The 21,802-nt window shown below is 67.2% G+C and carries 21 protein-coding genes; 12 read left to right on the forward strand and 9 right to left on the reverse strand.

The features are described from left to right. Positions 1-20: 20 nt before the first annotated feature. Together AB0E07_RS25370 and AB0E07_RS25375 are read left to right on the forward strand one after the other, a co-directional pair. A complete protein-coding gene (locus AB0E07_RS25370) occupies positions 21-773 on the forward strand; it encodes an IclR family transcriptional regulator (RefSeq protein ID WP_362256454.1) in 753 nt (250 codons plus the stop codon). A 68-nt stretch (positions 774-841) separates the two neighbouring features. After that, complete coding sequence (locus AB0E07_RS25375) at positions 842-1,477, forward strand: TetR/AcrR family transcriptional regulator (RefSeq protein WP_362256457.1); 636 nt, start codon at positions 842-844, stop codon at positions 1,475-1,477. Positions 1,478-1,596: 119 nt separating this feature from the next. Here the strand turns inward: AB0E07_RS25375 and AB0E07_RS25380 are convergent, their stop codons facing one another. Further along, positions 1,597-2,286, reverse strand: a complete 690-nt coding sequence (locus tag AB0E07_RS25380) for a TetR/AcrR family transcriptional regulator (protein ID WP_362256460.1) — start codon at positions 2,284-2,286, stop codon at positions 1,597-1,599. A 205-nt stretch (positions 2,287-2,491) separates the two neighbouring features. On the opposite strand from AB0E07_RS25380, the gene AB0E07_RS25385 reads away from it, so the two are divergent. The 5 genes from AB0E07_RS25385 (at position 2,492) to AB0E07_RS25405 (ending at position 7,335) form a co-directional block, all read left to right on the forward strand. Further along, the gene (locus AB0E07_RS25385) at positions 2,492-3,640 is read left to right on the forward strand and encodes an LLM class flavin-dependent oxidoreductase (RefSeq protein ID WP_362256463.1); all 1,149 of its coding nucleotides are present in this window, start codon (positions 2,492-2,494) and stop codon (positions 3,638-3,640) included. After that, the gene (locus AB0E07_RS25390) at positions 3,637-4,575 is read left to right on the forward strand and encodes an amidohydrolase family protein (RefSeq protein WP_362256466.1); all 939 of its coding nucleotides are present in this window, start codon (positions 3,637-3,639) and stop codon (positions 4,573-4,575) included. Before AB0E07_RS25385 ends, AB0E07_RS25390 begins: the two co-directional genes overlap by 4 nt. 132 nt (positions 4,576-4,707) lie before the next feature. Next, the gene (locus AB0E07_RS25395) at positions 4,708-5,976 is read left to right on the forward strand and encodes an MFS transporter (protein WP_362256470.1); all 1,269 of its coding nucleotides are present in this window, start codon (positions 4,708-4,710) and stop codon (positions 5,974-5,976) included. Positions 5,977-6,042: 66 nt separating this feature from the next. Next, positions 6,043-6,660 carry an NAD(P)H-binding protein gene (locus tag AB0E07_RS25400; protein WP_362256473.1) on the forward strand — a complete coding sequence of 206 codons (618 nt, stop codon included), beginning with the start codon at positions 6,043-6,045 and terminating at the stop codon, positions 6,658-6,660. Between the two features lie 93 nt (positions 6,661-6,753). Next, entirely contained in the window at positions 6,754-7,335 is a 582-nt protein-coding gene (locus AB0E07_RS25405; protein WP_362256476.1) for an NAD(P)H-dependent oxidoreductase, read from the forward strand. 100 nt (positions 7,336-7,435) lie between these two features. On the opposite strand, the gene AB0E07_RS25410 is transcribed toward AB0E07_RS25405, so the two are convergent. Both AB0E07_RS25410 and AB0E07_RS25415 read right to left on the reverse strand, forming a co-directional pair. Next, the gene (locus tag AB0E07_RS25410) at positions 7,436-8,110 is read right to left on the reverse strand and encodes a response regulator transcription factor (protein WP_362256479.1); all 675 of its coding nucleotides are present in this window, start codon (positions 8,108-8,110) and stop codon (positions 7,436-7,438) included. A gap of 350 nt (positions 8,111-8,460) precedes the next feature. Beyond that, positions 8,461-9,930, reverse strand: a complete 1,470-nt coding sequence (locus AB0E07_RS25415; protein ID WP_362256481.1) for an MFS transporter — start codon at positions 9,928-9,930, stop codon at positions 8,461-8,463. A 124-nt stretch (positions 9,931-10,054) separates the two neighbouring features. Here AB0E07_RS25415 and AB0E07_RS25420 point away from each other — a divergent pair, with 124 nt between their 5' ends. Then, a complete protein-coding gene (locus AB0E07_RS25420; RefSeq protein ID WP_362256484.1) occupies positions 10,055-10,699 on the forward strand; it encodes a TetR family transcriptional regulator in 645 nt (214 codons plus the stop codon). An 86-nt stretch (positions 10,700-10,785) separates the two neighbouring features. Here AB0E07_RS25420 and AB0E07_RS25425 read toward each other — a convergent pair whose 3' ends face one another. The 6 genes from AB0E07_RS25425 to AB0E07_RS25450 form a co-directional block, all read right to left on the reverse strand. Beyond that, the gene (locus AB0E07_RS25425) at positions 10,786-11,322 is read right to left on the reverse strand and encodes a hypothetical protein (RefSeq protein WP_362256487.1); all 537 of its coding nucleotides are present in this window, start codon (positions 11,320-11,322) and stop codon (positions 10,786-10,788) included. 256 nt (positions 11,323-11,578) lie between these two features. Then, the gene (locus tag AB0E07_RS25430) at positions 11,579-12,316 is read right to left on the reverse strand and encodes an SDR family oxidoreductase (protein ID WP_362256490.1); all 738 of its coding nucleotides are present in this window, start codon (positions 12,314-12,316) and stop codon (positions 11,579-11,581) included. Positions 12,317-12,487: 171 nt separating this feature from the next. Further along, complete coding sequence (locus AB0E07_RS25435; RefSeq protein WP_362256493.1) at positions 12,488-13,291, reverse strand: fumarylacetoacetate hydrolase family protein; 804 nt, start codon at positions 13,289-13,291, stop codon at positions 12,488-12,490. A 24-nt stretch (positions 13,292-13,315) separates the two neighbouring features. Then, complete coding sequence (locus AB0E07_RS25440; protein ID WP_362256496.1) at positions 13,316-13,963, reverse strand: TetR/AcrR family transcriptional regulator; 648 nt, start codon at positions 13,961-13,963, stop codon at positions 13,316-13,318. Between the two features lie 12 nt (positions 13,964-13,975). Then, positions 13,976-15,097, reverse strand: a complete 1,122-nt coding sequence (locus AB0E07_RS25445) for a DUF3500 domain-containing protein (protein WP_362256498.1) — start codon at positions 15,095-15,097, stop codon at positions 13,976-13,978. 92 nt (positions 15,098-15,189) lie between these two features. Then, positions 15,190-15,990 (reverse strand): cupin domain-containing protein, encoded by an 801-nt coding sequence (locus AB0E07_RS25450; RefSeq protein WP_362256501.1) that lies wholly within the window; start codon positions 15,988-15,990, stop codon positions 15,190-15,192. A 282-nt stretch (positions 15,991-16,272) separates the two neighbouring features. On the opposite strand from AB0E07_RS25450, the gene AB0E07_RS25455 reads away from it, so the two are divergent. The 4 genes from AB0E07_RS25455 (at position 16,273) to AB0E07_RS25470 (ending at position 21,801) form a co-directional block, all read left to right on the forward strand. Beyond that, positions 16,273-17,955 carry an AMP-binding protein gene (locus AB0E07_RS25455; protein WP_362256504.1) on the forward strand — a complete coding sequence of 561 codons (1,683 nt, stop codon included), beginning with the start codon at positions 16,273-16,275 and terminating at the stop codon, positions 17,953-17,955. Positions 17,956-18,497: 542 nt separating this feature from the next. Further along, positions 18,498-19,655, forward strand: coding sequence for an LLM class flavin-dependent oxidoreductase (locus tag AB0E07_RS25460; protein ID WP_362256507.1), 1,158 nt, complete (start codon positions 18,498-18,500; stop codon positions 19,653-19,655). Between the two features lie 78 nt (positions 19,656-19,733). Continuing rightward, positions 19,734-20,492 (forward strand): dienelactone hydrolase family protein, encoded by a 759-nt coding sequence (locus tag AB0E07_RS25465; protein ID WP_362256510.1) that lies wholly within the window; start codon positions 19,734-19,736, stop codon positions 20,490-20,492. A 40-nt stretch (positions 20,493-20,532) separates the two neighbouring features. Further along, positions 20,533-21,801, forward strand: a complete 1,269-nt coding sequence (locus tag AB0E07_RS25470; protein ID WP_362256513.1) for a MaoC family dehydratase N-terminal domain-containing protein — start codon at positions 20,533-20,535, stop codon at positions 21,799-21,801. The last annotated feature ends 1 nt before the right edge of the window (position 21,802 follow it).

Consider the following 21,802-nt stretch of genomic DNA (forward strand, 5'->3'; position numbering starts at 1 on the left):
ACAGTGGAGGCCGCTGCGTCATGGCCATGAGTAGCACGCTCACCGCGCTGGCGGTCCTCGAGCGGCTGGCCCAGCTCCAGCCCGTCGGACTGAGCGAATTGACCCGATCGATGGGGCTGCCCAAGTCGACGGTCCAACGGTGCGTCGAAACCCTCCACACAGCCGGATGGATCGAACAGGAGTCGGCCGACACCAAACGGTGGGTCATCGGCATCCGCCCCTTCTCCGTGGCCGTCACCGCGATTCAGCGCGGTGGACTGCGGGACCGGGCGATCCCGGTGATGAACCGGCTGAGCGCGGAGACGGAGGAAACGATCCATCTTGCCGTACAGGACGGACGCGAGATCGTCCTGGTGGAAAGGGTGGACAGCCCCCACGCCATCCGCGCGGTGTCACCGGTCGGCGCCCGGGGCCCTCTTCATGCGAGTTCGAACGGCAAGGCCATTCTGAGCGCCCTGCCCGACTCCGAGATCACCGCGTACGTCGCTGGCGGACTGGAGTCCCCTACGGATGCCACGATCGTTGATGCTGACGCGCTGGCCGACGAGATCGCCGACGTCCGCGCCGCCGGCTTCGCCGTCTGCCGGGGCGAACTCCAGGACGGCGTGTTCTCCGTGGCTTCCGTCATCCCTGACCGCAGCGGCCACCCCGCTGCCGCACTGTCCGTCTCCGGACCCCGCGACCGCATGAACGCCGATCGCGTCAAGGTCCTGGGCCCCCTGGTCCGGGCCGCAGCGCGAGAGATCGCAGGCCCCCTGGGGCTCGGCTCCTGATCCGGCGGGCGGCGTGCGCAGCCCGTACACGGCTCGGGCACCTCTCGGCCAGCGGGTACCCTCGCCGCATGCTGAAGCTCGTAGACCTGCCTGAACCCAGAGCTTTTTCACCGCACGAAGTCCGCCTGATCGAAGGTACTTACGCCCTCGTCGCTCAGCGCGGTGTCCAGCAGATGTCGCTGCGTGCGATCGCCCGGGAACTCGACGTCAGCCCCGGGCTGCTCGTCTACCACTTCAGCACTCACGAAGACTTGCTCATGGCGACGATGCAGTGGGCTTTCGATCAGGCCGTCCAGCGGATGCAATCCCACATCGAGGCCCTGGAGGATCCCGAGGCCCTGCTCACCGGGCTGCTTGATGTCGTGCTGAGCAACGCCACAACCAACCGCGAACACATCCTCATCTACATGGACTTCCTCCAGTTCTCGCTGCGCAACCCGCGCTTTGCCCGCACCATGAGGCTGTGGCGCGACTACCTCGACGGCTTCTACTCCAGCGTGGTGCGGGCAGGAACCGAGGCCGGCGTGTTCAGGGTCGACGACGTCGAGTCCGCCACCCGGCACATACGCGCGATCGTGGAGGGCCACTGCCTCCAGTGGCTCCAGGAGCCTGACTGGCGGAACTCGCACCAAGCGCTCCGAGCCGCTTGTGAGACTCACCTTCTGGCGTTCCTGCAAGCATCCGACCGTGCGGAGCAGAGCTGACCGTCTCCGAGCGGAGAAGCCCGACGCTGCCGGCGAAGCCACCGCAGCGGGGACCCCGCTCACCTGCCGGACCAACCGCCCTGCGGTATCGCCGGATTGAAGACAGGCCACGGTCGCGTTCAGGTTCGAGGCCGCAGCCCTTGCAGCATGATGCCGGTGACGGTGTCGGCCAGGCGCCGCGCATCGTGTGAGCTCCGCGGCGGGTGCCAGAAGTACGCCCAGCACGCTCCCAGGAGCGCTACCGCCACCGTGTCCGCATCGTCATCCAGCACGAACTCGCCGGAGGCCGCGCCGATCTGGAGGATGTCCCTCATCTCCGTGCGGAACCGTTCACGCCCCTGTTCCAACTCGCCTTGCACGTCGGCGGGCAAGTGGCGGACCTGTTCCAGAACCACACGCAGGTGCGCGGGATGTTGATCGACCAGCCCGATGAGGTCGCCGATCATCCCCTGAAGCTGGGCAGCACCTGATTGCTGCTCGTCCTGGCGGCGCCCCCGCTGCCTGTCGAGAATGCGGTTCATGAGCGTGTGCAGGATCTCGACGAGGATCTCGTCCTTGGTTTTGAAGTGATGGTAGATGGTCGCCTTGCTGATGCCCGCCGCTTCGGCGATCTCCTGGAGCGATGTCCCGTGGTACCCCTGCTCGTCGAATCGCTGCGCCGCGGCGGCCACGATCCTGGCTCGGGTCCGCGCACCCTTGCTGGTCCTGTGTTCGGGCTTGTCCGTGATCACAGGCGGCAGCCTACGCCCGATCGGACCAGCCTGACCGGCCAGCCGGTCGACCAGCTCCGCGACGAGCGCCTCGGACAAACCTTGGCGCACCACTCTTGACGCCGAACAGAGCTCAGACCTAACGTCGAAACCGACCGGCTGGCCGGTCGAAAATCAGCCGCATATCACCAACCGTCCCCCAGGGGACGCAACGGGCTCCAGCAGCCCGATGCTCCGAACCGCAGGGTGAGCCGCCGGCGGACACGCCGTGAACCAGCCTCTGCCTCACTGATCGGACCGCACCATGTACTTTTCCGTGTTCCTCGGCCCCGGCGTACGCGGCCCGGCCGAAGACCGGCGCGCCATCGACCTCGGCATCCAGCAGGCACTCGAGGCCGACGAGGCCGGCTTCAGCGCCGTTTACCTGGGGGAACAGCACTTCAACAACTACGAGCCCTACAGCAATCCGTTCATGATGGCCGCCTACCTGGCGCCGAACCTGCGCCGGGCCTATCTGGGCACGAGCGTCGTCCCGCTGGTCCTGCACCACCCGCTGTTCATGGTCGAGCAGTGCAACCTCCTCGACCAGCTCACCCAGGGCCGCGCCATCATCGGCATGTCCGGTGGGCGCCCTCGCCAGGGCCGGACATGGCACAAGCACGACCTGTCCAGCGAGCAGCGCAGCCGGCTCTTCGAGCAGAAGCTGGACGTGATGCTCAGCGCATGGGCACACCGAGCCGGCGACCCGCCGCTCCACTTCGCCACGGACGACGAGCAGGGCGTGATGGACGGCCGGATCATGCCGTACTCCTACCGCGACCCCCACCCGCTGTACGCGATCGGCACGAACACCCCTGCCAAGATCGCGGAAGCCGGCCGTCTCGGACGCAAGGTGCACCTCGGCCCCTTCGACAGCGGCCATGCCGGCGGTGTTGCGCAGCTGTACCGCACGAGTATGGAGGAGGCCGGACACTCGCCCGACGTCGTGGAGGACAACCTCCGGTGGCTGATCCACACGAAGATCATCTATGTCGGCGAGACGGACTCCGAGGCATGGGACGTGGCCGAGCGACTGCTGCAGGGGCCCATGGTCATGGTGCCGTGGCTCAAGCGCGACCCCGCTCTGGAGGGAATGCCGCTGCGGGACGTCTACCGCATGGACCCGGGTGAGTTCGCCCCCGCCATGGGAATGCCCGAGAGCCTGCCGGCCTATCTGCGCCGCATGTTCGTCATCGGGTCCCCCGAAACCGTCGCGGGCGAACTCGCCGCGTACGAGAAGGCCGGACTCTCCCATCTCCACGCCCGCTTCATCTTCGGAGACCTGGACGTCCCGGACGTCTTCCAGCGCTCCTTCCGGCTGTTCACCCAGGAGGTCATGCCCCGGCTCGGCGTGGACGTCATTCCCGGGCCCTCCGCCGCCCAGGTCCGGCCAGAGTTCCGGAACAGCCGATGATCGTCGACGTTCACGCGCACTACATGCCCGACGAACTGGCCGACGCCTTCGAAGGGCTCGGCGGCCCGCCGATCAGAATGCGGCACGACACCGATCTGACCAAGCGGCTGGCCGACCTGGATGCCGCGGGCATCCACCGGCAGATTCTGAGCCTGGGGGGTGTGCAGCCGTACTGGCACGATGCCGCTGCCGCCGTCGAGGCCGCCCGAACGGCCAACGACATCTACCACCGGACCTGCGCCGGGTATCAGGGCAGATTCGGCGCGTTCGGGACGGTACCGCTCCCCCACGCGGAGGAGGCCGCGCGGGAAGCGGCGCGCTGCCTGGACCACCTGGGATTCGACGGGATCGGTCTCGGTTGCTCCGCGGCACAAAGCCCTCTGGACAAGCCGGAGTTCGAAGCACTCTGGCTCGAACTGGACAGGCGGGAGGCCGTTGTTCATCTGCACCCGGGCCTCGCCAACCAGCTCGCCGTCGGCATCGAGGACTACCCGATGCTGCTGGGCCCGTGTTTCGGCAGTCCCACCGAAACAGCCGTGGCCGCCGTACGGCTCGTGCTCTCCGGTGTCACCACGCGGTACCCACGGATTCGCTTCGTGCTCGCCGCGATGGGCGGCGCCCTGCCTCACCACTGGCACAAACTCATGCGCAGCGCCTCGGTCATGGCCCGGTTCGATGCCACGCTCCAGCCCGAGGCCTTGGAGTCCCAGCTACGCCGCTTCACCTACGACACGTCCTCACTGGATGAGGGACACGTGTTCGCCGCACGGGAGGCTGGGCTGATCGACCGCCTGGTACTGGGATCCGACGCACCGTGGGGCAGCCCTGTGGAATCCGTGGCAACGATCACAGGCTCCCGGCAGCTCTCCCCTCCTGAGAAGGACCACGTCCTCGCGAACGGTGGGGCCCTGCTCCAGCACAGGCGCACTGCCTGAGCCCCGCGCTGGGCGTTGCACGCTCCACCCGCACCCGCACACGCCGTCCTGGCGTCCTGGCCGGCTCGCGCCCTCACCACGGCGCGAGCCGGGCCTCCCTCTGCGCCCCACCTCTCCTCTCAGGAGGACCACATGCCTGTCGAGGTCACCCCGCCCACGGCACCACAGATCCACCTCCCCGGACGTCTCTCCAAACCCGTCCTGTTCGCCTACGCCGCCGCCACTCTCGGCATGTGGATGGCGATGCTCACGCCGGTCATCCTCACCCTCGCAGTCCGTGTCGAGCAGTTGGATCCGGCACACAAGGAAACCCGCCTCTCGCTGATTCTGGGCGCCGGAGCGGTCGTCGGGCTGGTGAGCAACCCCGTCTTCGGACGTCTCTCCGACCGTACGACGTCACGCTTCGGCATGCGCCGCCCCTGGCTGCTGGGAAGCTCACTGGTCGGCGTCATCGGTCTGACCCTGGTCGGCCTCAGCAATTCCATCACGGGAGTACTGATCGGCTGGTGCGTCGTCCAGTGCGCCTTCAACGTCATGCTCGCCGCCATGCTGGCACTGCTACCGGACCATGTGGCACCCAACCGGCGCGGCCTGATCTCCGGCATCCTCGGCATGTGCCAGGCCCTGGCCGCGGTCGTCGGCACCGGGTTGGCCAACGTTGCGACCCCCGGTTCGACGATCTCGTTCGTCGCACCCGGCCTGGTCGCCCTGCTGGGCGTCGTCTGGCTTGTGGCGAAACTGCCGGACCGGCGCCTGGACCCTGCTGAGCGCCCCGTCAGCACTCTCTCCGACCTGCTGCGCAGCTTCTGGGTGAGCCCGGCGCGCTACCCGGACTTCGGCTGGGCCTGGCTGAGCAGGTTCATGATCCTTCTCGCAGTCTCGTGCGTGCTCAATTACCAGGTCTACTTCCTCAAGGACGAGATCGGCCTGAGCACGGACGAGGCCAACCGAATGGTGGGCTTGGGAGTCGGCGTCCAGACCGTCCTGGTCGTCATCGGCTCCAACTTCTTCGGCTGGCTATCCGACCGCATGGGCCGCCGGAAGATCTTCGTCGTCGTCTCTGCGGCCGTTGCTGCCAGCGGATTGCTCATGCTGGCCACCGGCCGGTCGATCTCGTGGTTCCTGCTGGCCATGGCTCTGGTCGGCCTGGGACAAGGTGTCTACTTCGCGGTCGACATGGCCCTGGTCACCGAGGTCCTGCCCGACAGTCGCAGCGGCGCGGCCAAGGACCTGGGTGTCATCAACATCGCCACCGTCCTGCCCCAGTCCATCGCTCCCGCGATCGCTCCGCTGTTCCTCGCGGTCGGCGCCGGCGAGAACTACACGGCGCTGTTCCTGGCAGGAACCGCCTTCGCCGTGGCTGCCGCGCTGACGGTCTGGCCCATCCGTGGCGTCCGCTGACCGAACAGCCCAGATCACTGACAACCCCAGAGCGATGCGCCACGCATCCATTCAAGGAGACATCCCATGAAGGTCCTGCTCTTCGGTGCAAGCGGCGCCATCGGCCAGGCGATCGCCGCTGAACTGACCAACCGGGGACACGAGACCACCGCCGTTGCGCGCAGTGGCAGCCCCACCTCGTCGCAACCGGTTCAGGCGGGAGACGTCACGGATCCGGACACCGTCACCACGTTGGCACCGGGCCACGACGCGGTTGTCTCTGCCGTTTCCGCCAGCGACCCGGCCTCACTCGCTGACGCCGCCTCAAGTCTCGTGCGCGGCCTGCGGGAGACGGAGGTACGGCGCCTGCTGGTCGTGGGCGGGGCCGGCACGCTGGAAACCGAACCCGGCGTGCGGCTCATGGACACGACCGGCTTCCCGGATCAGTTCAAGCACACCGCCTTCGCGCAGGCAGCAGCTCTCGCCGTGCTCCGCACGGTGAAGGACATCGACTGGACGTACCTGTCCCCGGCCGTGGTCATCAAGCCCGGTGAACGGACCGGGCGTTACCGGACGAGCGGCGACACGCTACTCACCGACACCGACGGGAAGAGCGTCATCACGATCCCCGACTTCGCTCTCGCCCTCGTCGATGAGCTGGAACAGGGCACCGCGCTACGGCGCCGCATGTCCGTCGCCTACTGACTTACGCAAATCGGCAACCCGCACCATTCACGACTGGATGCGTTCGGGCGTCCCTTCCCATCAGCCCCACAGTTCCAAGGATGTGTGACTCACATGCTCATCGTCGGAATCGGCGGAACCACCCGGCCGAACTCCTCAAGCGAACTCGCAGTGGCGACGGCCCTGCAGGCCGCGGCGACCCACGGTGTCCGGATCAAGCACTTCTCCGGTCCCTTCCTCAGCTCCCTGCCCCACTACGCGCCCGAGAACCCCGCACGCACCGACAACCAGCGCGAACTCGTCGATGCGGTTCGCCAGGCTGACGGAATCGTGATCGGCACACCCGGCTATCACGGCGGCATCTCGGCACTGGTGAAGAACGCTCTGGACCTCCTCGAGGACCTGCGCGACGACGACCGCCCCTACTTCGAGAAGCGCTCAGTGGGCTGCATCGTCACTGCCGCGGGCTGGCAGGCCTGCGGCACCACCCTCACCTCGCTGCGTTCGATCGTGCATGCCATGCGAGGGTGGCCGACACCTCTCGGTGTCACCCTCAACACCGGCGGTACCCCGCTGTTCGGCCCCGATGGGGCGTGCGCAGACCCCACGGTCAGCGACCGCCTCACGCAACTCGCGTCACAGATCGTGGAGTTCAGCGGGTCGAGCGATCGCAACAGCCCGTCCCTGCTCGCCTGACCTCGCACTGCGGACGGCGAGGTCGCGGACCGCGCTCGCCGGTTCACGTCTCGAAGATGCCCTGGATTCCGTCGCGTACGGCGTCCAGGGCGTCAGGCCGTCACAGGGCCTCACGGTCGGTCGGCAGGCCGGCCAGGCCGACCTCGTACGCAAAGATCACCGCTTGGACTCGGTCTCGAGCACCAATCTTGGTGAGCAGTCGGCCCACGTGGCTCTTGACCGTCGAGGGAGCAACGTGAAACCGCTGGCTGATCTCAGTGTTGTTCAGCCCCGCAGCCACCGCAGCGAGTACCTCGCGCTCACGCGGTGTGAGGGCGGCGAGCCGTCGCTTCCGCCCCGGATCGAGGTCGGTCAGTCTCCGCGGGAGACCTCCGATGAGTTGGCGGAACAGTTGAGGTGACACGACGTTGTCCCCGGCGGCAACCGTGCGAATAGCCGCGACGAGTTCGTCCGCGTAGGCATCCTTGAAGAGAAATCCGCTGGCGCCCGCGTGAAGGACCGAATAGACGTGCTCGTCCAGTTCGCAGCCGGCCATGGCAAGGACCTTGGATGTGCCGCCACTCTGCGTGATACTCCGCGTGGCGGTGCAGCTGTCCAGACCGGGCATCTGGAGGTCCAGCAGCACGACGTCGGGGTGCAGTTGCCCAACCCGGCGGATGACGTCCTCCCCCTCGGCCGCCTCCCCCACGACATCCAGGTCCGGATGCTGAGAGAGGAGCATGCCGTAGCAGTATCGCTCCAACGAGTGGTGGTTGGCGACGAGAACAGTCGTCACGCCCTTGCTCCTCCCGTGCGGCGCAGTGGCGACGGCCGGGGGCCCGAAGGACTGGCGGTCAAGGTGGCCACGTTGTGGTCCTTCTGGAGCAGAGATGGTGCCAGTTGTCGGCTGCTCGCCTGTCACGAATGCCATGCGCGTTGATGTTTCTCTAGTCGACTCGAAGGAGCAGCCCGCGCGGAACGGTGTGCTGGACGGGCACCGACCGACGGCTGTGTCCATACCTTGCTCGCCAGCCATGCGGATCGACAGGCCCGGCGCAGGCTCACCGACATGGCGTCGTGCAGAAGGTGAATGCGCACGCGCCGGCCCGCAGATGGGTGTGCACCCTTCCTGCGGGCCGGCGCATGTCAGTGCGCGCCGGCGTGGGAAGCCGCTTGCGCGGTCCCGGTCGCTTGCGAGCGGGCGATGACCAGACCGAACACAGCGCTCAGCAGGGCAGCGGCCGCACAGATGCCGAACATGACACGGTATCCGTCGAGCGACGGAAGCTCGTAGGAACCGAGGGTCATGGTCATCGACGCCAGAATGCTTCCGCCCGCGGCGCTGGCGAAGGTGCCCCCCATCGAGCGGGCGAGACTGTTGATGCCGTTGGCGGCCGCCAGGTCCTCGGGCGGAGTGAACTCGTTGATGAGGGTGGGCAGCGCGGCATAGCCGATTCCAGTGCCGGCTCCGATGATGGCTGTGCCGAGGACGATCTGCCACAGGCTGTCGGTCAGCACAATCCGTACGCCAAGACCCGCGGCGACGACGAAGCCTGCGATCGCCAGTACCCGGCCTGCTCCCCAGAGTGTGTTGAGCTTGGCGGTGACGGGCGCAAGAAGGAGCATGAACAGGCCGCTCGGCAGGAGACACAGTCCGCCGACCAGCACCGACGAGCCGAAACCGTAGCCAGTCGCTTCGGGCGCCTGCACGTAGTTCGCGGTTCCAACAAAGCTCGCGAAGAGTGCGAATCCGAAGAACAGGCTGGCCAGGTCAGTCAGGGCCACCGGCCGCGAGGACAGCGCCTTGAGGTCGATCAAGGGTGCGGCGGAGCGCTTCTCCACCAGCACGAGGAAGACGAGCAGCACAACGGAAGCGGCCAGCAGCGAGAGCGTCTTCGCGTCCGTCCATCCCCACGTGCCGCCCTGCGAAAGGGGAAGGACCAAAGAGGTCAGGCCCGCAGCCAGCAGGACGATTCCGGGCAGATCGACGGACCGAACACCCTGCGTGGGCGGCTCCGCAACGAGGAGCAGGATCAGGACGATACTGACGGCGGCGCCCACGCCGCCGATCCAGAACAGCACGTGATAGTCGACACTGTCGGCGATGGCACCGGCAAGGGGCAGCCCCAGGGCGCCGCCGATGCCGAGCATCGCGCTGATCAGGGCGACCGCCGACCCCTTCCGCTCCTTCGGCAGCACGCTCGCGAGCAGACTGATGCCGAGCGGAATGGCCGCCGAGGAGACACCCGTGATGGCTCGACCGATGATCATGACGGTCGCGTCGCTGGTGACTGCGTCGAGCACGGAACCGACCGTGAGGCCGCCCAGCGCCACCACCAGCATGAGACGGCGGCCGAACATGTCCGCGAAGCGGCCGATGATGGGCACTGCCACCGCCGCCACCAGCAGGGTGGCGGTCAGCAACCACTGCGCCTGAGTCGTTGACGCGCCGATGTCCTGGGAGATCACTGGAAGCACTGGAATGACCAGCGTCTGGGTGAGGGACGCCATCAGAGCGCCCAGCGCCACAGCGGCGATCTCGAGATTGGCGCGGAGGCCGGATGTCCCAGCCCCCAGGTCGACGTCACCCGAGGACGCCGTCGTGTGAGATGTCATTGTCGTTCCCTAAGTAATCAAGCGATTGCTTCGCCGCGAGGAGCATAGAAGGCGCGGAGTCCTTTAGCAAACGGCTGATTACTTAGGCGGGCGCATCATCGGGCAAGTGAGGGATGATGGCTCCATGGCCAAGGAAGCGACTGACAATGCACCACGCCGCCGCGACGCAGACGCCACGAGGCGCCGACTGCTGCAGGCCGCACGACGGCGGTTCACGGTGCTGGGCTACGAACGCACCACGACCCGAGACATCGCCGCCGACGCCGACGCCAACATCTCCCTGATCAAGCGGTACTTCGGTTCGAAGGAGAACCTCTACGCCGAGGTCGTCACGGAGGTGACGAAGTTCCTCGACGGCCAGCCGTCAGAAGGTACCGAGAGCGAGCCCGGGGAGGAGCAAGCACTCCTCGAAACCCTGCTGAACGGCCTGCGCGCCGACGCATGGGCCGAGTACGGACATACACATCCGTGGATGTTGGTCCTGCGCCAGACAGGCAGCGACCCGGTCACCGACCGTCTCCGCCGCCAGTCACTCCTGTCCGGCATCGCCTCGGTGGAACGCTCGGTGGTTTCCCCCGGCGTCGCGGAGGGGCAGAGTCGCCGGGTGCGAGCCGAGATGATCATCGCCCTCTACACCGGGCTCGTCGTCCTACGGGAGATGCTCCCCAAAGAACTGCTCGCGGCGGCACAGGACGACGGGGTGACGGAGGAGGTCCTCAACCTCACACGTCAGCTGGCCGACCGGCCGAGCACCTGGCCGGCCTCGTAAAGCATCAGAGCCTCACCGGCCGCGGCAGCTGCCGCATCACTGCTGAGCGCGTGCCGGGTGCTCGATACCTCGCTCGTCCGCCAGCGTCAGGGGGCAGCGCTGCCTACGACTTCCGCCAACGCGTCGGCGGCCTCGGGGGTCAGCCGGTAGAACCCCTGAAGGCTGACCGAGCGTTCGAGACAGCCGTCCACCACGTACTTCAGACCGCGGGTCTGGCCTCGGCGGTTGCGCCAGGTGAGCTCCGCGAGCAGTTCCCCGGGGATGGCCGCATCGAAGCGCACGGGCGTCGCGTCCACATGCACGGCCATGGCGCCGCAGCCGCCGGCGCCGAGCATCGACCAGTCGCCATGCCCGGGATACGCGGGGTCCTCCCACGTCGCGGGGGCCGCGCCGCAGCAGTCGCGTCGCTCCATGTCGATCACCCGCAGCCGGCTCACCACGAACACCTCGCGCCGGTTGACATGCAGCGCGTACACCTCGTCCCCAGCACGAGCCCCCGTCCAGGCGGGCAGGGACGAGTGAGCGCCGCTGAAGGCGACCGGCGGGCGTTCTCCCACGCGGCCGGCTCTGCGCAGCGCACGGCACGTGTCATGGGTCCACAGGACGGTGAAGGCATCAGACATGCCGTGATCCTATGAACGGGTACTGACAGCCGGCCCGGAGGGACAGCACTCACCAAGCCTCCCGCCACCGTGCGTCCGGCCGGGAGGAAACAGGGCGTCCAGGCGCTCGTGGCAGCGTCGGCGGGCCGGACACGGCGACGGTCGGTGGGGTGCGGCCACCTCACGGTCCGCTCCCCGACCGCGACGAGGTCGGCACAGCCGACAGCGGGAAGGGTCCGCTGCACCCGGCAGGTGCCGCACGCACGGACAGGCTGGCCTACATGGACAGGCCACCGTCCACGGGAATAACGGTGCCTGTGATGTAGGCGGCCTCGTCACTGGCCAGAAAGCCCACGGCCGGGCACATCTCGGCTGGTTCGGCGAAACGCCCCATGGGGATCTGCTGGACCAGTTCGGCCAGTTTGCCTGACGGGATCGAGGCAACCATCCTCGTCTCGGCGTTGGGCGATATCGCGTTGACCGTGATCCCGAAGCCGGCGAGTTCCTTCGCCGCCGTCTTCGTGAAGCCGACGATCCCTGCCTTCGCCGTGGCGTAGGCGGCCTGGCCGACATTCCCGCGCAGTCCGGTGTAGGAGGTCACGTTGATGATGCGGCCGCGTTGCTGAAAGCGGAAGTGCGGAACGCAGGCACGCGTGAACCGGAAGGCACCGCCCGCGTGGACCGCGAGGACCGTGTCCCAGTCCTCGTCTGTGGCCTTCCACAACACACCGTCCCGTAGAACGCCGGCATTGTTCACCAGCACATCCACCCGGCCGAACTCATCGACACAGGCGGCAACCGCGGCGTCGACCTCGTCCGAGCGGGACACGTCGGCGGCCAGGGGCAGTGCCTTGATCTCCTTGGCCGTGCCCCGCAGAGCGTCGGCGTCCTGGTCCACCATCGCAACGTCGGCACCCGCCGCGGCGAAGAACGAACTGAGCTCCCGCCCAATCCCCCTGGCCGCTCCGGTGACGATGACAACTCGCCCGGTGAAATCGAAGTCAATGGACGGCATCGCTCTCCCATCTCTCAGGCTCCAGAGGCCACAGGGCCATGTGGTGGAGCCACGTCCTGAGGGCAGGCAGGGCAGAGGAACGGGCCGCCTGCGTATCTCCCCGTTCCTTAAGCCTTACGAACGCCCTCGCCCTACGTGTCGCCGGCCGGGGCTGTCCGTGCGGACGGTGGATCACTGTGCGGATCGAGCTCCAGCCACCTGGTGCTCGATCCTGCCGAGCTGGGTGATCTCAACGCGCACGGTGTCGCCGGGAGCGAGGAGAGCGGGCGGTTCCCTGACGAGGCCCACCCCGGCCGGTGTCCCGGTGAGGATGAGGTCACCGGGCAGGAGAGTGCAGGTCTGCGCGATGAAGGCGACGATCGTCGGGATGTCGAAGACCATGTCCATGGTCGACGCCTCCTGACGCACCTGCCCGTTCACATGCGTCGTCAGCCGAAGCGCGTGCGGGTCGTCGATCTCATCCGCCGTCGTAATCCACGGACCCCATGGGCAACTGCCGTCGAAGGCCTTGCCCCGGGTCCACTGTCCCTCGGTGAGCTGGAGGTCCCGGGCACTGAGGTCGTCGGCGACCGCATAGCCGGCGGGCTGTCCGCCGGGCCCGATGACGACGGCGAGTTCGCCCTCGTAGTCGAGTTGGGTGACGACGTCAGGGTAGACGACCGGGGCGTTGGGGGCGGCTGACGAGGTGTCCAGCTTGAGGAATACCAGGGGCTTCTCCGGTACCTCGGTTGCTGTTTCGCCGACGTGGTCCAGGTAGTTGAGCCCGATCGCGAAGATCGCACGCGGCCGCGGGATGGGCGCGAGGAGGGTGACCTGGTCCAGGTCCCAGAGTCGGCCGGCGGCCGGTGTGCGGTCCTGAGACGTCAGACGGTCCAGGACCGTCGTGCCATCGTCGAACGCGATGACCTGGTCGGCTCGGACCTCTCCGGACAGCGGCAGGTCCTCACCGGGCGGGAGGAAGGTTGCAAGTCGCAAGAGAACCTCTCTGGTATGCACGGGTCATGGTCGGTGCGCGTGCCGGAAGCAGAGCCCGGTCGGCGCGCTGCCGCAGGCGACTGCCGAGACGACGAAGTCGGCCACCGAGTGGGCGACTTCGTCTGCGGCGTGCGGCCCGTTCGGCCGGTACCACTGGTAGACGCCGTTGGCGGTGGAGAACATCTCGATCGACGTCAGGTGGGAGTCGACGAGGGGGCAGACCGTGCCGTCGCGGGCGCCATCGCCGAGCAGACCTCGCACGTAGGTCTCGATATCGTCCCTGACGCTGATGATCTGTTGGCGTCGATCGTCCGACAGGTTGTGCAGATCCCGGTAGATCAGCGTGGACTTCGCGAGATGGTCAGTGTTGATCCGGATGTGACCGACGAAGTAGCCGTGCAGTCGATCGAGCGCGGAACCCTTGACAGCGCGGGCGCGCTGGAGGTTCTCCAGTGTCAGGTCGTGGGCCTGGCGGATGATCTCGTAGAGGAGGTCTTCCTTGGTCCTGACGTAGTGGTAAAGGCTGCCCTTCGTCATGTGAAGGGCAGCGGCGACGTCACCGACCGAGGCCTCGGCGTATCCGCGGCGAAAGAACACCTCTGCCGAGACATCGAGTACTTCCTGCCAACGTGCGCTGAAGGGACCTCGGCTCGCGGTCGTGACGGTGGACATCGGCGCTGCTCCTCACTCGGTGGCGTGCTCGTGAGCGTAGTGCCGGCGCAGCAGGTCCTTGCCGTAGTCTCCGCCGTTGGGAGTGCGCACGATCGTGTGGACGTGGAACGGCTCAGGCTCGTCGTTGTCCAGGAAGATCCCGGCATGGTTGTCGTACTCGACGAGCAGGACCGGGCTGTGTACGCGGTAGTAGAACGGGGTGCCTTCGGCCCAGGGGCCGATCCAGGCGAGGCGGGTGGCGTCGAGGTGCCGGAGAACCTGTCGGCGTCGATGAGCGCGTGGTTCTTCGGGCAGGGTGTCGAGATAGGGGTCCGTGAGTGCTGCCAGGAGTTCCCGTTGTCCGGGTGTGAGGCTGGCCCCGGCCAGTCCCTCGTAGGGCAGGACGAGATTGTCCCGGCCGGCTCCGGCCCGGTGGCGGCCGTCCACGATTCCGGCGAGCTGTGGCGGCAGCTCGGCGGTGAGCATGGAGCCGTGCAGAAGGGCCCGGTCCCGCTGGTTGGAGGTGAGGGAGTTCATGAGTTCCCTGGCCCGTCGCTGATGCTCGGCGAAGAGCTCCTCTCCACCCAGCTCGACCCCCAGGAACATCGGAGTGAGAACCGCCTGCCCGGCGACGAAGACACAGTTGAGGGCGAGGTGGTGGCCCTGGAGCTGCCAGCCCCACGGCTCCTCGGGTGAGGGGTCCCCGAAGACGGTGAAGCGATAGCAGAACTCGGTCAGCGTGTCGGAGTAGCCACCCGTCAGCTCGCCCAGGACACCGTTGAGGCGCATCACTTCACGGACGCGTTCGAAACCGATGGAACTGATCGAAGTCCTGATGACGTTCAGGGCCGCTTCTCGCTCGTCGTGCGACAGCTCCTGCAGGAGCAGCCCGTACTCGGGGAACGTGAGGAACGCGTTGATCCACATCCGCCACTCGGCGGCGTCGAGGGGCAGTTGGCCGGATCCCCGTAGGCTGACGCTCAGGCAGTTCAGGAAGGATGTCGCCGCTTCTGCGGCCGACGCGGTGGGCGCGCCCGCGTCCCGCAGCTCACTCAGGCCGGCGATCGGAATGCCATCGGTCGTGACACCGACGAAGGGCTGCGTCGCGCCTTCGACGACGGGAGGCAGTTCCGCGCCGCCCACGACCCTGAGCATCTCCTTGAGGCCTGCCTCGTCACTGAAGTCGACCGTTCCCCGAGTGAGGGGGAGGTTGGCCGGCCGAGGACTGAATCCACCGGGCAGAGTGGTCACGGCGCGGCTACCAGGGGGCTCGCGCCGGTGTGGTCGTCGCCGTTGACGGCGAAGTCCACACCGCGGTCCCACGGCTTGCCGGGTTCCGGCGCCGGCGCGAGAACCGCCAGATGTCTCTCGACCGTGCTGCCGGCGTTGTACTGCCGGTGCGGCACGCCGGCCGGCAGGATGACGAGCGTTCCCGGCTGGACCGTGTGCTTCTCCAAGGACACCTCGACGGTGAGCTGCCCCTCCAGGACAAGGTAGTACTGGTCGAACTCGTGGACGTGAGTGCCGGGGCCCTCACCGCCCGGATCGACCTCCATGTAGTTGACAATGGTCCGGTCACAGCCGTGGGCGGAATCCGCCAGAGCCTGAACACGCAGGCCCCTCATCGGCTCGGCCAGTGCACTCCCATCCACCTTGCGCACATACCCCTTGCGGTCGGTGCGGTCTTCCTCGGGGACATCCGACGGGGAGTCCACCATGATCGCGATCTGGGCCATGGGCGGCGGCGCAGGGATGATCATCTCGAAGTGGGTCTCCGGCCCGGGGCCCTCGTTCCAGTTGCAGTGGGGCAGTCCGGCCGGGATGTAGACCAGACTGCCCTGCTCCGCAGCGTGGACGTCGTCGCCGAGCCTGACGTTCATCGCGCCTTCGACCAGGTAGTACAGCTGATCGCTGCGGTGGTAGTGAAGGCCCGGGCCGCAGCCGCCCTCCTCGATGTGACTGGCGATCATCAGGGCGCTCTCGAGATGCGACAGAAACTCTGCCTTATATCCCGGGAAGCCCGTGTCGACCGCTCTCTCCGGGTCCATGGTGCGAACGAACCTCATACGTGCCATACCGCGCCTCCGTCGGACGTCATAGCTAGCCGTCTAACACAGACAAAGGTAATGGTGGCACGCAACGGACTGTCAAGGTTGCGCACCGCATTCAAAGTCAACCCAGTTGAATCGACCGGTCGTCCGGTTCATGAATCGGACGACCGGTCGATTGACTCGCCGAGAAGAGTCGTCCTAGTCTTTCCGTCCCGTACGCGACTCACCGAGCGTGGCGCCAGGTGTCGCAGGGACGCGACACGGAAAGCGAGTTCCCAGGTGAGCAGTTACCTCCGTATGCCCTGGCTCGACCAGTACCACGACGGGCAGCACGCCGGCCTCGAGCCGGAGTACCACACCATGCTGGACGCCTTCCGGGCCGCAGCGGACCGAGCCCCGGACCAGGCGGCAGTGCGCTACTTCGACGGCGTCCTCACCCTGGCCCAAGTGGACCGGGCATCCGATGCCCTCGCCGTCGCCCTACTGGAAGGAGGCTTCCACCGACATGACCGGCTAGCCCTCTACGTCCAGAACAATCCTGGCTTCGTCATCGGGGTCATCGCAGCCTGGAAGGCCGGGGGAACAGCGGTTCCGGTCAACCCCATGAACAAGGCCAGCGAACTGCGCCACCTTCTCGACGACTGCGGCGCCACGGCCCTGCTGTGCCTGGACACCTTGTATCTGTCGGTGGTCCAAGGGGTCATCTCCACCGACTGCCAGGCCATCACCACCGTGATCACCACGTCGGCATGCGACTGGCAGACACGCGACGACGACCGCGTCATGGACGTTCCGCCCATCCCTGCTCCGCCAGGGACCCTCAGCCTCCTGGACATCGTCGCCGCCCATAACGGCAGGACCCCCGGGGCATCGCCCCCGCAGCCCGATGACATCGCCGCGCTCACCTACACGTCGGGAACCACCGGCCGACCGAAAGGCGCGATGAACACCCACCGCGCGATGGTGCACAGCTGCTGCAACTTCCGTCAGTGGATGTCACTCACACCGGCGGACACCGTGCTGGGCACGGCCCCGCTGTTCCACATCACCGGCCTGCTCGGCCACCTGGGCCTGGCCCTGCTGCTGCCCTGCCCCCTGGTGCTCACGCATCGCTTTCACCCAGCCGTCACCCTGGAGGCCCTGCGTGAACACCGCCCGACGTTCACGGTGGCCGCGATCACCGCTCTGACCCGCCTGCTGGAGGAATCCCAGGAGCCCGCCGCCGACTTCGCATCACTGCGGGTCATCTACTCGGGCGGCGCACCGATCGCCCCGGCGGTGGGCGAGGCCTTCCATGCCAGGACCGGGATCTACCTGCACAACATCTACGGTCTGACCGAGACGACGTCCATCACCCACGCCACCCCCCTGGGCGCCCGCTCCCCCGTCGACCCCGCGTCGGGCACCTTGTCCATCGGCGTCCCCGTCTTCGGCACCTCGGTGCGCATCCTCGACGACAGCGGCCAGGAGGTCCCTGTCGGAGAGACCGGCGAGATCGCCATCAGCGGACCCCAGATCATCCCGGGCTACTGGGGTCACCCCGAAGCGACAGCCGAAGCGCTGCCCGGTGGAGAACTGCGCACCGGGGATGTCGGCTTCATGGACAAGGACGGCTGGTTCTATCTGGTCGACCGCAAGAAGGACATGATCAACGCGGCCGGGTACAAGGTGTGGCCGCGGGAGGTGGAGGACCTGCTCCAGAGGCACCCCGCGATCCGCGAGGCCGCGGTAGTGGGTGTTCCAGACCGTTACCGCGGTGAAACGGTCGTGGCCTTCGTCTCCCTGCACGCCGGCTCGACGGTCACGCCGGCCGAGCTCGTGCGGTTCGGCAAGGACAACATGGCGGCCTACAAGTACCCACGCACCGTCCACGTCCTCGATGAGCTCCCCAAGACCCCGAGCGGCAAGATTCTCCGGCGGGAGCTGCGCGACCGGACGTCCGCCCCCTCGGACCCGGACTGAGATCTCGTCGCCGGAGGAGCCCTCGGGCGCCGAATGGCGCGCCTGGCGCTACGCGGCCGGCGCCCTCGAGCCCGTCCTCAGTGCGCACTCGGGAGAACAATCCAGCGGACGTACACACCAAAGTCGCAGGTTCTTGGAGCTGTTCCACAAGAACAAGACAACGCGGCGCCCTTGGCCCCGCCCGCATCGGTGCGGGCGGGGCCAAGGGCGCCGCGACCGTTATCCGCACGCGCCCTGAACGCTCCGGGACGGATTCTCCGCAGCGCTCAAAATCCAGCGCCTGAACACATATTCAGCCTCACGGTGACATGGCGTGGAGACCCAGTCAAGGGCGTGAACGGAAGCGCGAGAGAAAGTCATCCGGCATGCTTCAGCGCTTGACAGGTTCCAATGCGGAGATAGCATCACCTGTACAGTTGTTCAGCCTTTGGATATGGCGTTGCAGTCACCTCGTCGCCGAGATGAGATCCGCCATCCGCGCCGAGCCGACGCTCCGAGGTTGGAACCGATCCACATGACCGCTGAAGAGGGACGACACAGCGATGATCGAGAGCTGGGGCTTCTACATCATGACCCCCGAGGACTACGTGTCCTCGGCGGCAGAACTCACCCGTGAGAACCAGGAGGAAGCGTTCGCACACTGGCTGGAGATCCTGACCAGGACGGAAGAGTGGGGCTTCGACGGAGTCACCTTCGCCGAGCATCACTTCCTGCCGAACTCCATGGTCCCGTCCCCGCACATCGCGATCGCCGCGCTGATCGCGAAGACCGACCGCCTGCGCTTCTCCACCGCCGGAAGTGTCCTGTCACTGCACCACGGCTGGCGGTACGCCGCCGAGATCGCCATGCTGCGCTATTTGTCCAAGGGGCGCTTCGAGCCCGGCATCGCACCGGGCTCCGGCTCCGCCGAAGCGGTCATGGCAGGATTCCGCGCCGAGGACGCCCGGCCCCGCTACGAGAGCGGTGTCGAACTGCTGCAGAGGGCACTGACCGGCGAACACGTCACGCTGCACGACGAGTTCCACAACGTGGAGAACCTCGACATCGTGCCCCGCTGGGAACCGCATACCGGTCAGGAACCCGTGTGGGCCACGGTGCTGTCCCCGGAGTCGGCGGCGAAGACAGCTGAGCGGGGATGGAAACTGCTCACCGGCTGGATGCCCACCGAGGTCGCGGGCACCGTGGCCGCGCGCTACCGCGAGGCGGCACGCGCCTGCGGGCACTCGGACGACCCGTCCATGCTCGGCCTGCGCCGCCGGGTCTTCGTCGCGGAGACCGACTCGGAGGCTCAGGAGAAGTTCGAGGCCGCTCAGGATCTGATGCCGATGCTCATGAACAGGGACGGCAGCCAGATGGAGCTGGCCGACCCGAAGATCCGCGCCATGGTGCACAACCCCGAAGACTTCGCGATCGGGTCGCCCGAGACGGTGGCGGAGAAGCTGATCGACCAGTGCCAGTCCGGCGGTTTCGGGACCATCTTCGCCTGGGCCGACTTCGCGTCCTTCCGCTGGAGCGATCTGGCCCGCTCCCACGAACTCTTCGGCACGAGGGTCGCACCCCAGCTGCGTGCGGCCCACGTCGACCCCGCAGCCGCGGACGCCCGGGTGAGCGCTGCTTCCCAGGCCCGGACCGCCGCGGCGAACGATGTCCGGCAGAACATGTACGCCACGACTGCCGCCAACGTCCGGCACAAGTCCTGAGCCCCACGTCGTTCGCCCCGGCAGCACGGGCCGCCGGGGCCTCTCGCAGGGTGTGCAGTACGCAGAAAGTGAGTGATCATGATTGAGAGCCGCGTCGTCGCCCAGACCGCCGACGGTCCGATGTCGGCCCGCATCTGGCGTCCCGACGGAGGAGGCAGCTTCCCGGTAGTTCTCTGCTACCACGCCGGCCCCGGGCTCGGTGCGCACATCTACTCCGTAGCGCGCCGCTTCGCCGAGGAGGGCTACTACGCCGCGGTTCCGGACCTGTACCACCGTGAAGGTCCGGAAATCACCTTCGATATGCCGGCGTTGATGGAGCCCGACAGCGACGAGCTGCGACGCCTCCTCCGCATCGTGGGCGAGACCACCCCGGATCTCATGGTCGCGGACTCGGTCGCCCTCCTGGACGCCATTCGCCAGGACACGGCCGCTGAACCCGGTCCGGTCGGATCCATCGGCTTCTGCCACACCACGCGCACCGTCATCCGCGCCATGTCGGCCCACCCGGACACGTTCACCGCAGGTGCCATCATGCACCCGGCCTACGCTGTGACCGATGCTCCCGACTCGCCGCATCTCCTCGTCAAGAACATCGTCGGAGACATCTACGGCGGGTTCGGGGCAGTCGACGAGGTCGCTCCGCTGTCCGAGCAGCAGCCCCTCATCACCGAGTTGGAGAAACTCGGCCACCGGGCCACGGTGGAAATCCACGCTCACGGCGGCCACGGGTTCCTGTGGTCCGGAACCCCCGCCTACGACCCTCAGGGTGCCGTCTCCGCATGGCAGAACACGCTCCGCATCTTCGACCACCGGCTGAAGGCGCAGAGTCTCGCCTGAGCGCCTGCGCACCACACCTCCCACGAGCCGCCCCACCACAGTGGCCGCGCCACACCCGCGTCACTCAGCGAAAGAGGAGAGCATGAGCACGCTCAACGACGAGCAACACGCGCTCGACGAGGCCCTGGAGGAGTACGTCCGCGAGACCAACTCTCGCGTGGGGGAAGTGAAACCGGTACCAGTCAAGCGCACCGAGCACCACGAGTACACCCTGGCCTACCGGCATGTGACCGAAGACCTGATTCGGATGTTCACCGTGGCCAACGGCGACACCAATCCGTTGTGGCGGGACGGCAACTACGCCACCGGCTCCCCCTGGGGCGGAATCGTGGCCCCGCCGCTGTACTTCTACACCGCCGCGGCAACCACCGCTCTGCCTGAGCCGCCTCGCATCGCGGGCTTCGACCTCTTCCACGGCGGCAGCCGCGTCCGGATGCACCGCCCCATCCGGCATGGGGACACCCTGAGCGCGCAGGATGTCTGGAACGGCGTGGAGAACCGGTCCCGGCCCGGGCGGCCGCACCGCACACTGCTCTTCAACGGTGAGCGGCGGTTCTACAACCAGGACGACGAGCTGGTGGCGGCGCTGCACACCCGCATCATCGGAACGGCGCGCCTGCCGGGAACCAAGACCCAGGGTCCGAAGATCGGGCCCGACCGGGAGATTCGGCCGTACTCCGACACCGAACTCAAGGAAGTCCAGGACCACTACGACGACGAACTGGCCGGCAAACTCCGCCGCGGCAGCCAACCGCGCTACTGGGAAGACGTACGTGAAGGTGACGACCTCGGCACCGTCCTCAAGGGCCCACTGGACATTCTTGACCTGGCGACCTTCACCGGCGTCGTCGGTGCCGGCATCGCCCATGCCGACAAGTGGGAAATGATCCGCACGGAACTGAGCCGATCACCTCGCGACCCGCAGACCCGTGCGCTCCACTACCAGATGGACTGGCACCTCTTCGATGCCTCCGCGCAGGCCGTGGGCATGCCGCGCGCCATCAACTTCGGCGCCTACATGGACATCAACGCCACGCATCTGGTCAACAACTGGCTCGGCGATCACGGATGGTTTCTCGAGTTCGACAGCCGCGTCGGCGCCCCGATGTTCGTCGGTGACCTCCTGAGGATCTCGGGGAAGGTCGTGCGCGCCTACGAGGAACACGGCCGCGGTCTCGTCGAACTCGCTCTGACCGGCACAGTGCGGGACGACATCGAGGTGACCGCAGTGCGCGCGATCGTCCAACTGCCGCACCGAGGTTTCCCGGACGAGGTCGTTCACCAGGTTCTTTCGGACGTCGGTGCGTAGA

The organism is Streptomyces sp. NPDC048002 (assembly GCF_040653275.1).
GTDB lineage: Bacteria > Actinomycetota > Actinomycetes > Streptomycetales > Streptomycetaceae > Streptomyces.

Bases quoted from the DNA above. Each gene is read 5' to 3' on its own strand.
- AB0E07_RS25370 (WP_362256454.1), top strand. From the start codon at position 21: ATGGCCATGAGTAGCACGCTCACCGCGCTGGCGGTCCTCGAGCGGCTG.
- AB0E07_RS25375 (WP_362256457.1), top strand. From the start codon at position 842: ATGCTGAAGCTCGTAGACCTGCCTGAACCCAGAGCTTTTTCACCGCAC.
- AB0E07_RS25385 (WP_362256463.1), top strand. From the start codon at position 2,492: ATGTACTTTTCCGTGTTCCTCGGCCCCGGCGTACGCGGCCCGGCCGAA.
- AB0E07_RS25390 (WP_362256466.1), top strand. From the start codon at position 3,637: ATGATCGTCGACGTTCACGCGCACTACATGCCCGACGAACTGGCCGAC.
- AB0E07_RS25395 (WP_362256470.1), top strand. From the start codon at position 4,708: ATGCCTGTCGAGGTCACCCCGCCCACGGCACCACAGATCCACCTCCCC.
- AB0E07_RS25400 (WP_362256473.1), top strand. From the start codon at position 6,043: ATGAAGGTCCTGCTCTTCGGTGCAAGCGGCGCCATCGGCCAGGCGATC.
- AB0E07_RS25405 (WP_362256476.1), top strand. From the start codon at position 6,754: ATGCTCATCGTCGGAATCGGCGGAACCACCCGGCCGAACTCCTCAAGC.
- AB0E07_RS25415 (WP_362256481.1), bottom strand. From the start codon at position 9,930: ATGACATCTCACACGACGGCGTCCTCGGGTGACGTCGACCTGGGGGCT.
- AB0E07_RS25420 (WP_362256484.1), top strand. From the start codon at position 10,055: ATGGCCAAGGAAGCGACTGACAATGCACCACGCCGCCGCGACGCAGAC.
- AB0E07_RS25425 (WP_362256487.1), bottom strand. From the start codon at position 11,322: ATGTCTGATGCCTTCACCGTCCTGTGGACCCATGACACGTGCCGTGCG.
- AB0E07_RS25430 (WP_362256490.1), bottom strand. From the start codon at position 12,316: ATGCCGTCCATTGACTTCGATTTCACCGGGCGAGTTGTCATCGTCACC.
- AB0E07_RS25440 (WP_362256496.1), bottom strand. From the start codon at position 13,963: ATGTCCACCGTCACGACCGCGAGCCGAGGTCCCTTCAGCGCACGTTGG.
- AB0E07_RS25445 (WP_362256498.1), bottom strand. From the start codon at position 15,097: ATGCTCAGGGTCGTGGGCGGCGCGGAACTGCCTCCCGTCGTCGAAGGC.
- AB0E07_RS25450 (WP_362256501.1), bottom strand. From the start codon at position 15,990: ATGGACCCGGAGAGAGCGGTCGACACGGGCTTCCCGGGATATAAGGCA.
- AB0E07_RS25460 (WP_362256507.1), top strand. From the start codon at position 18,498: ATGATCGAGAGCTGGGGCTTCTACATCATGACCCCCGAGGACTACGTG.
- AB0E07_RS25465 (WP_362256510.1), top strand. From the start codon at position 19,734: ATGATTGAGAGCCGCGTCGTCGCCCAGACCGCCGACGGTCCGATGTCG.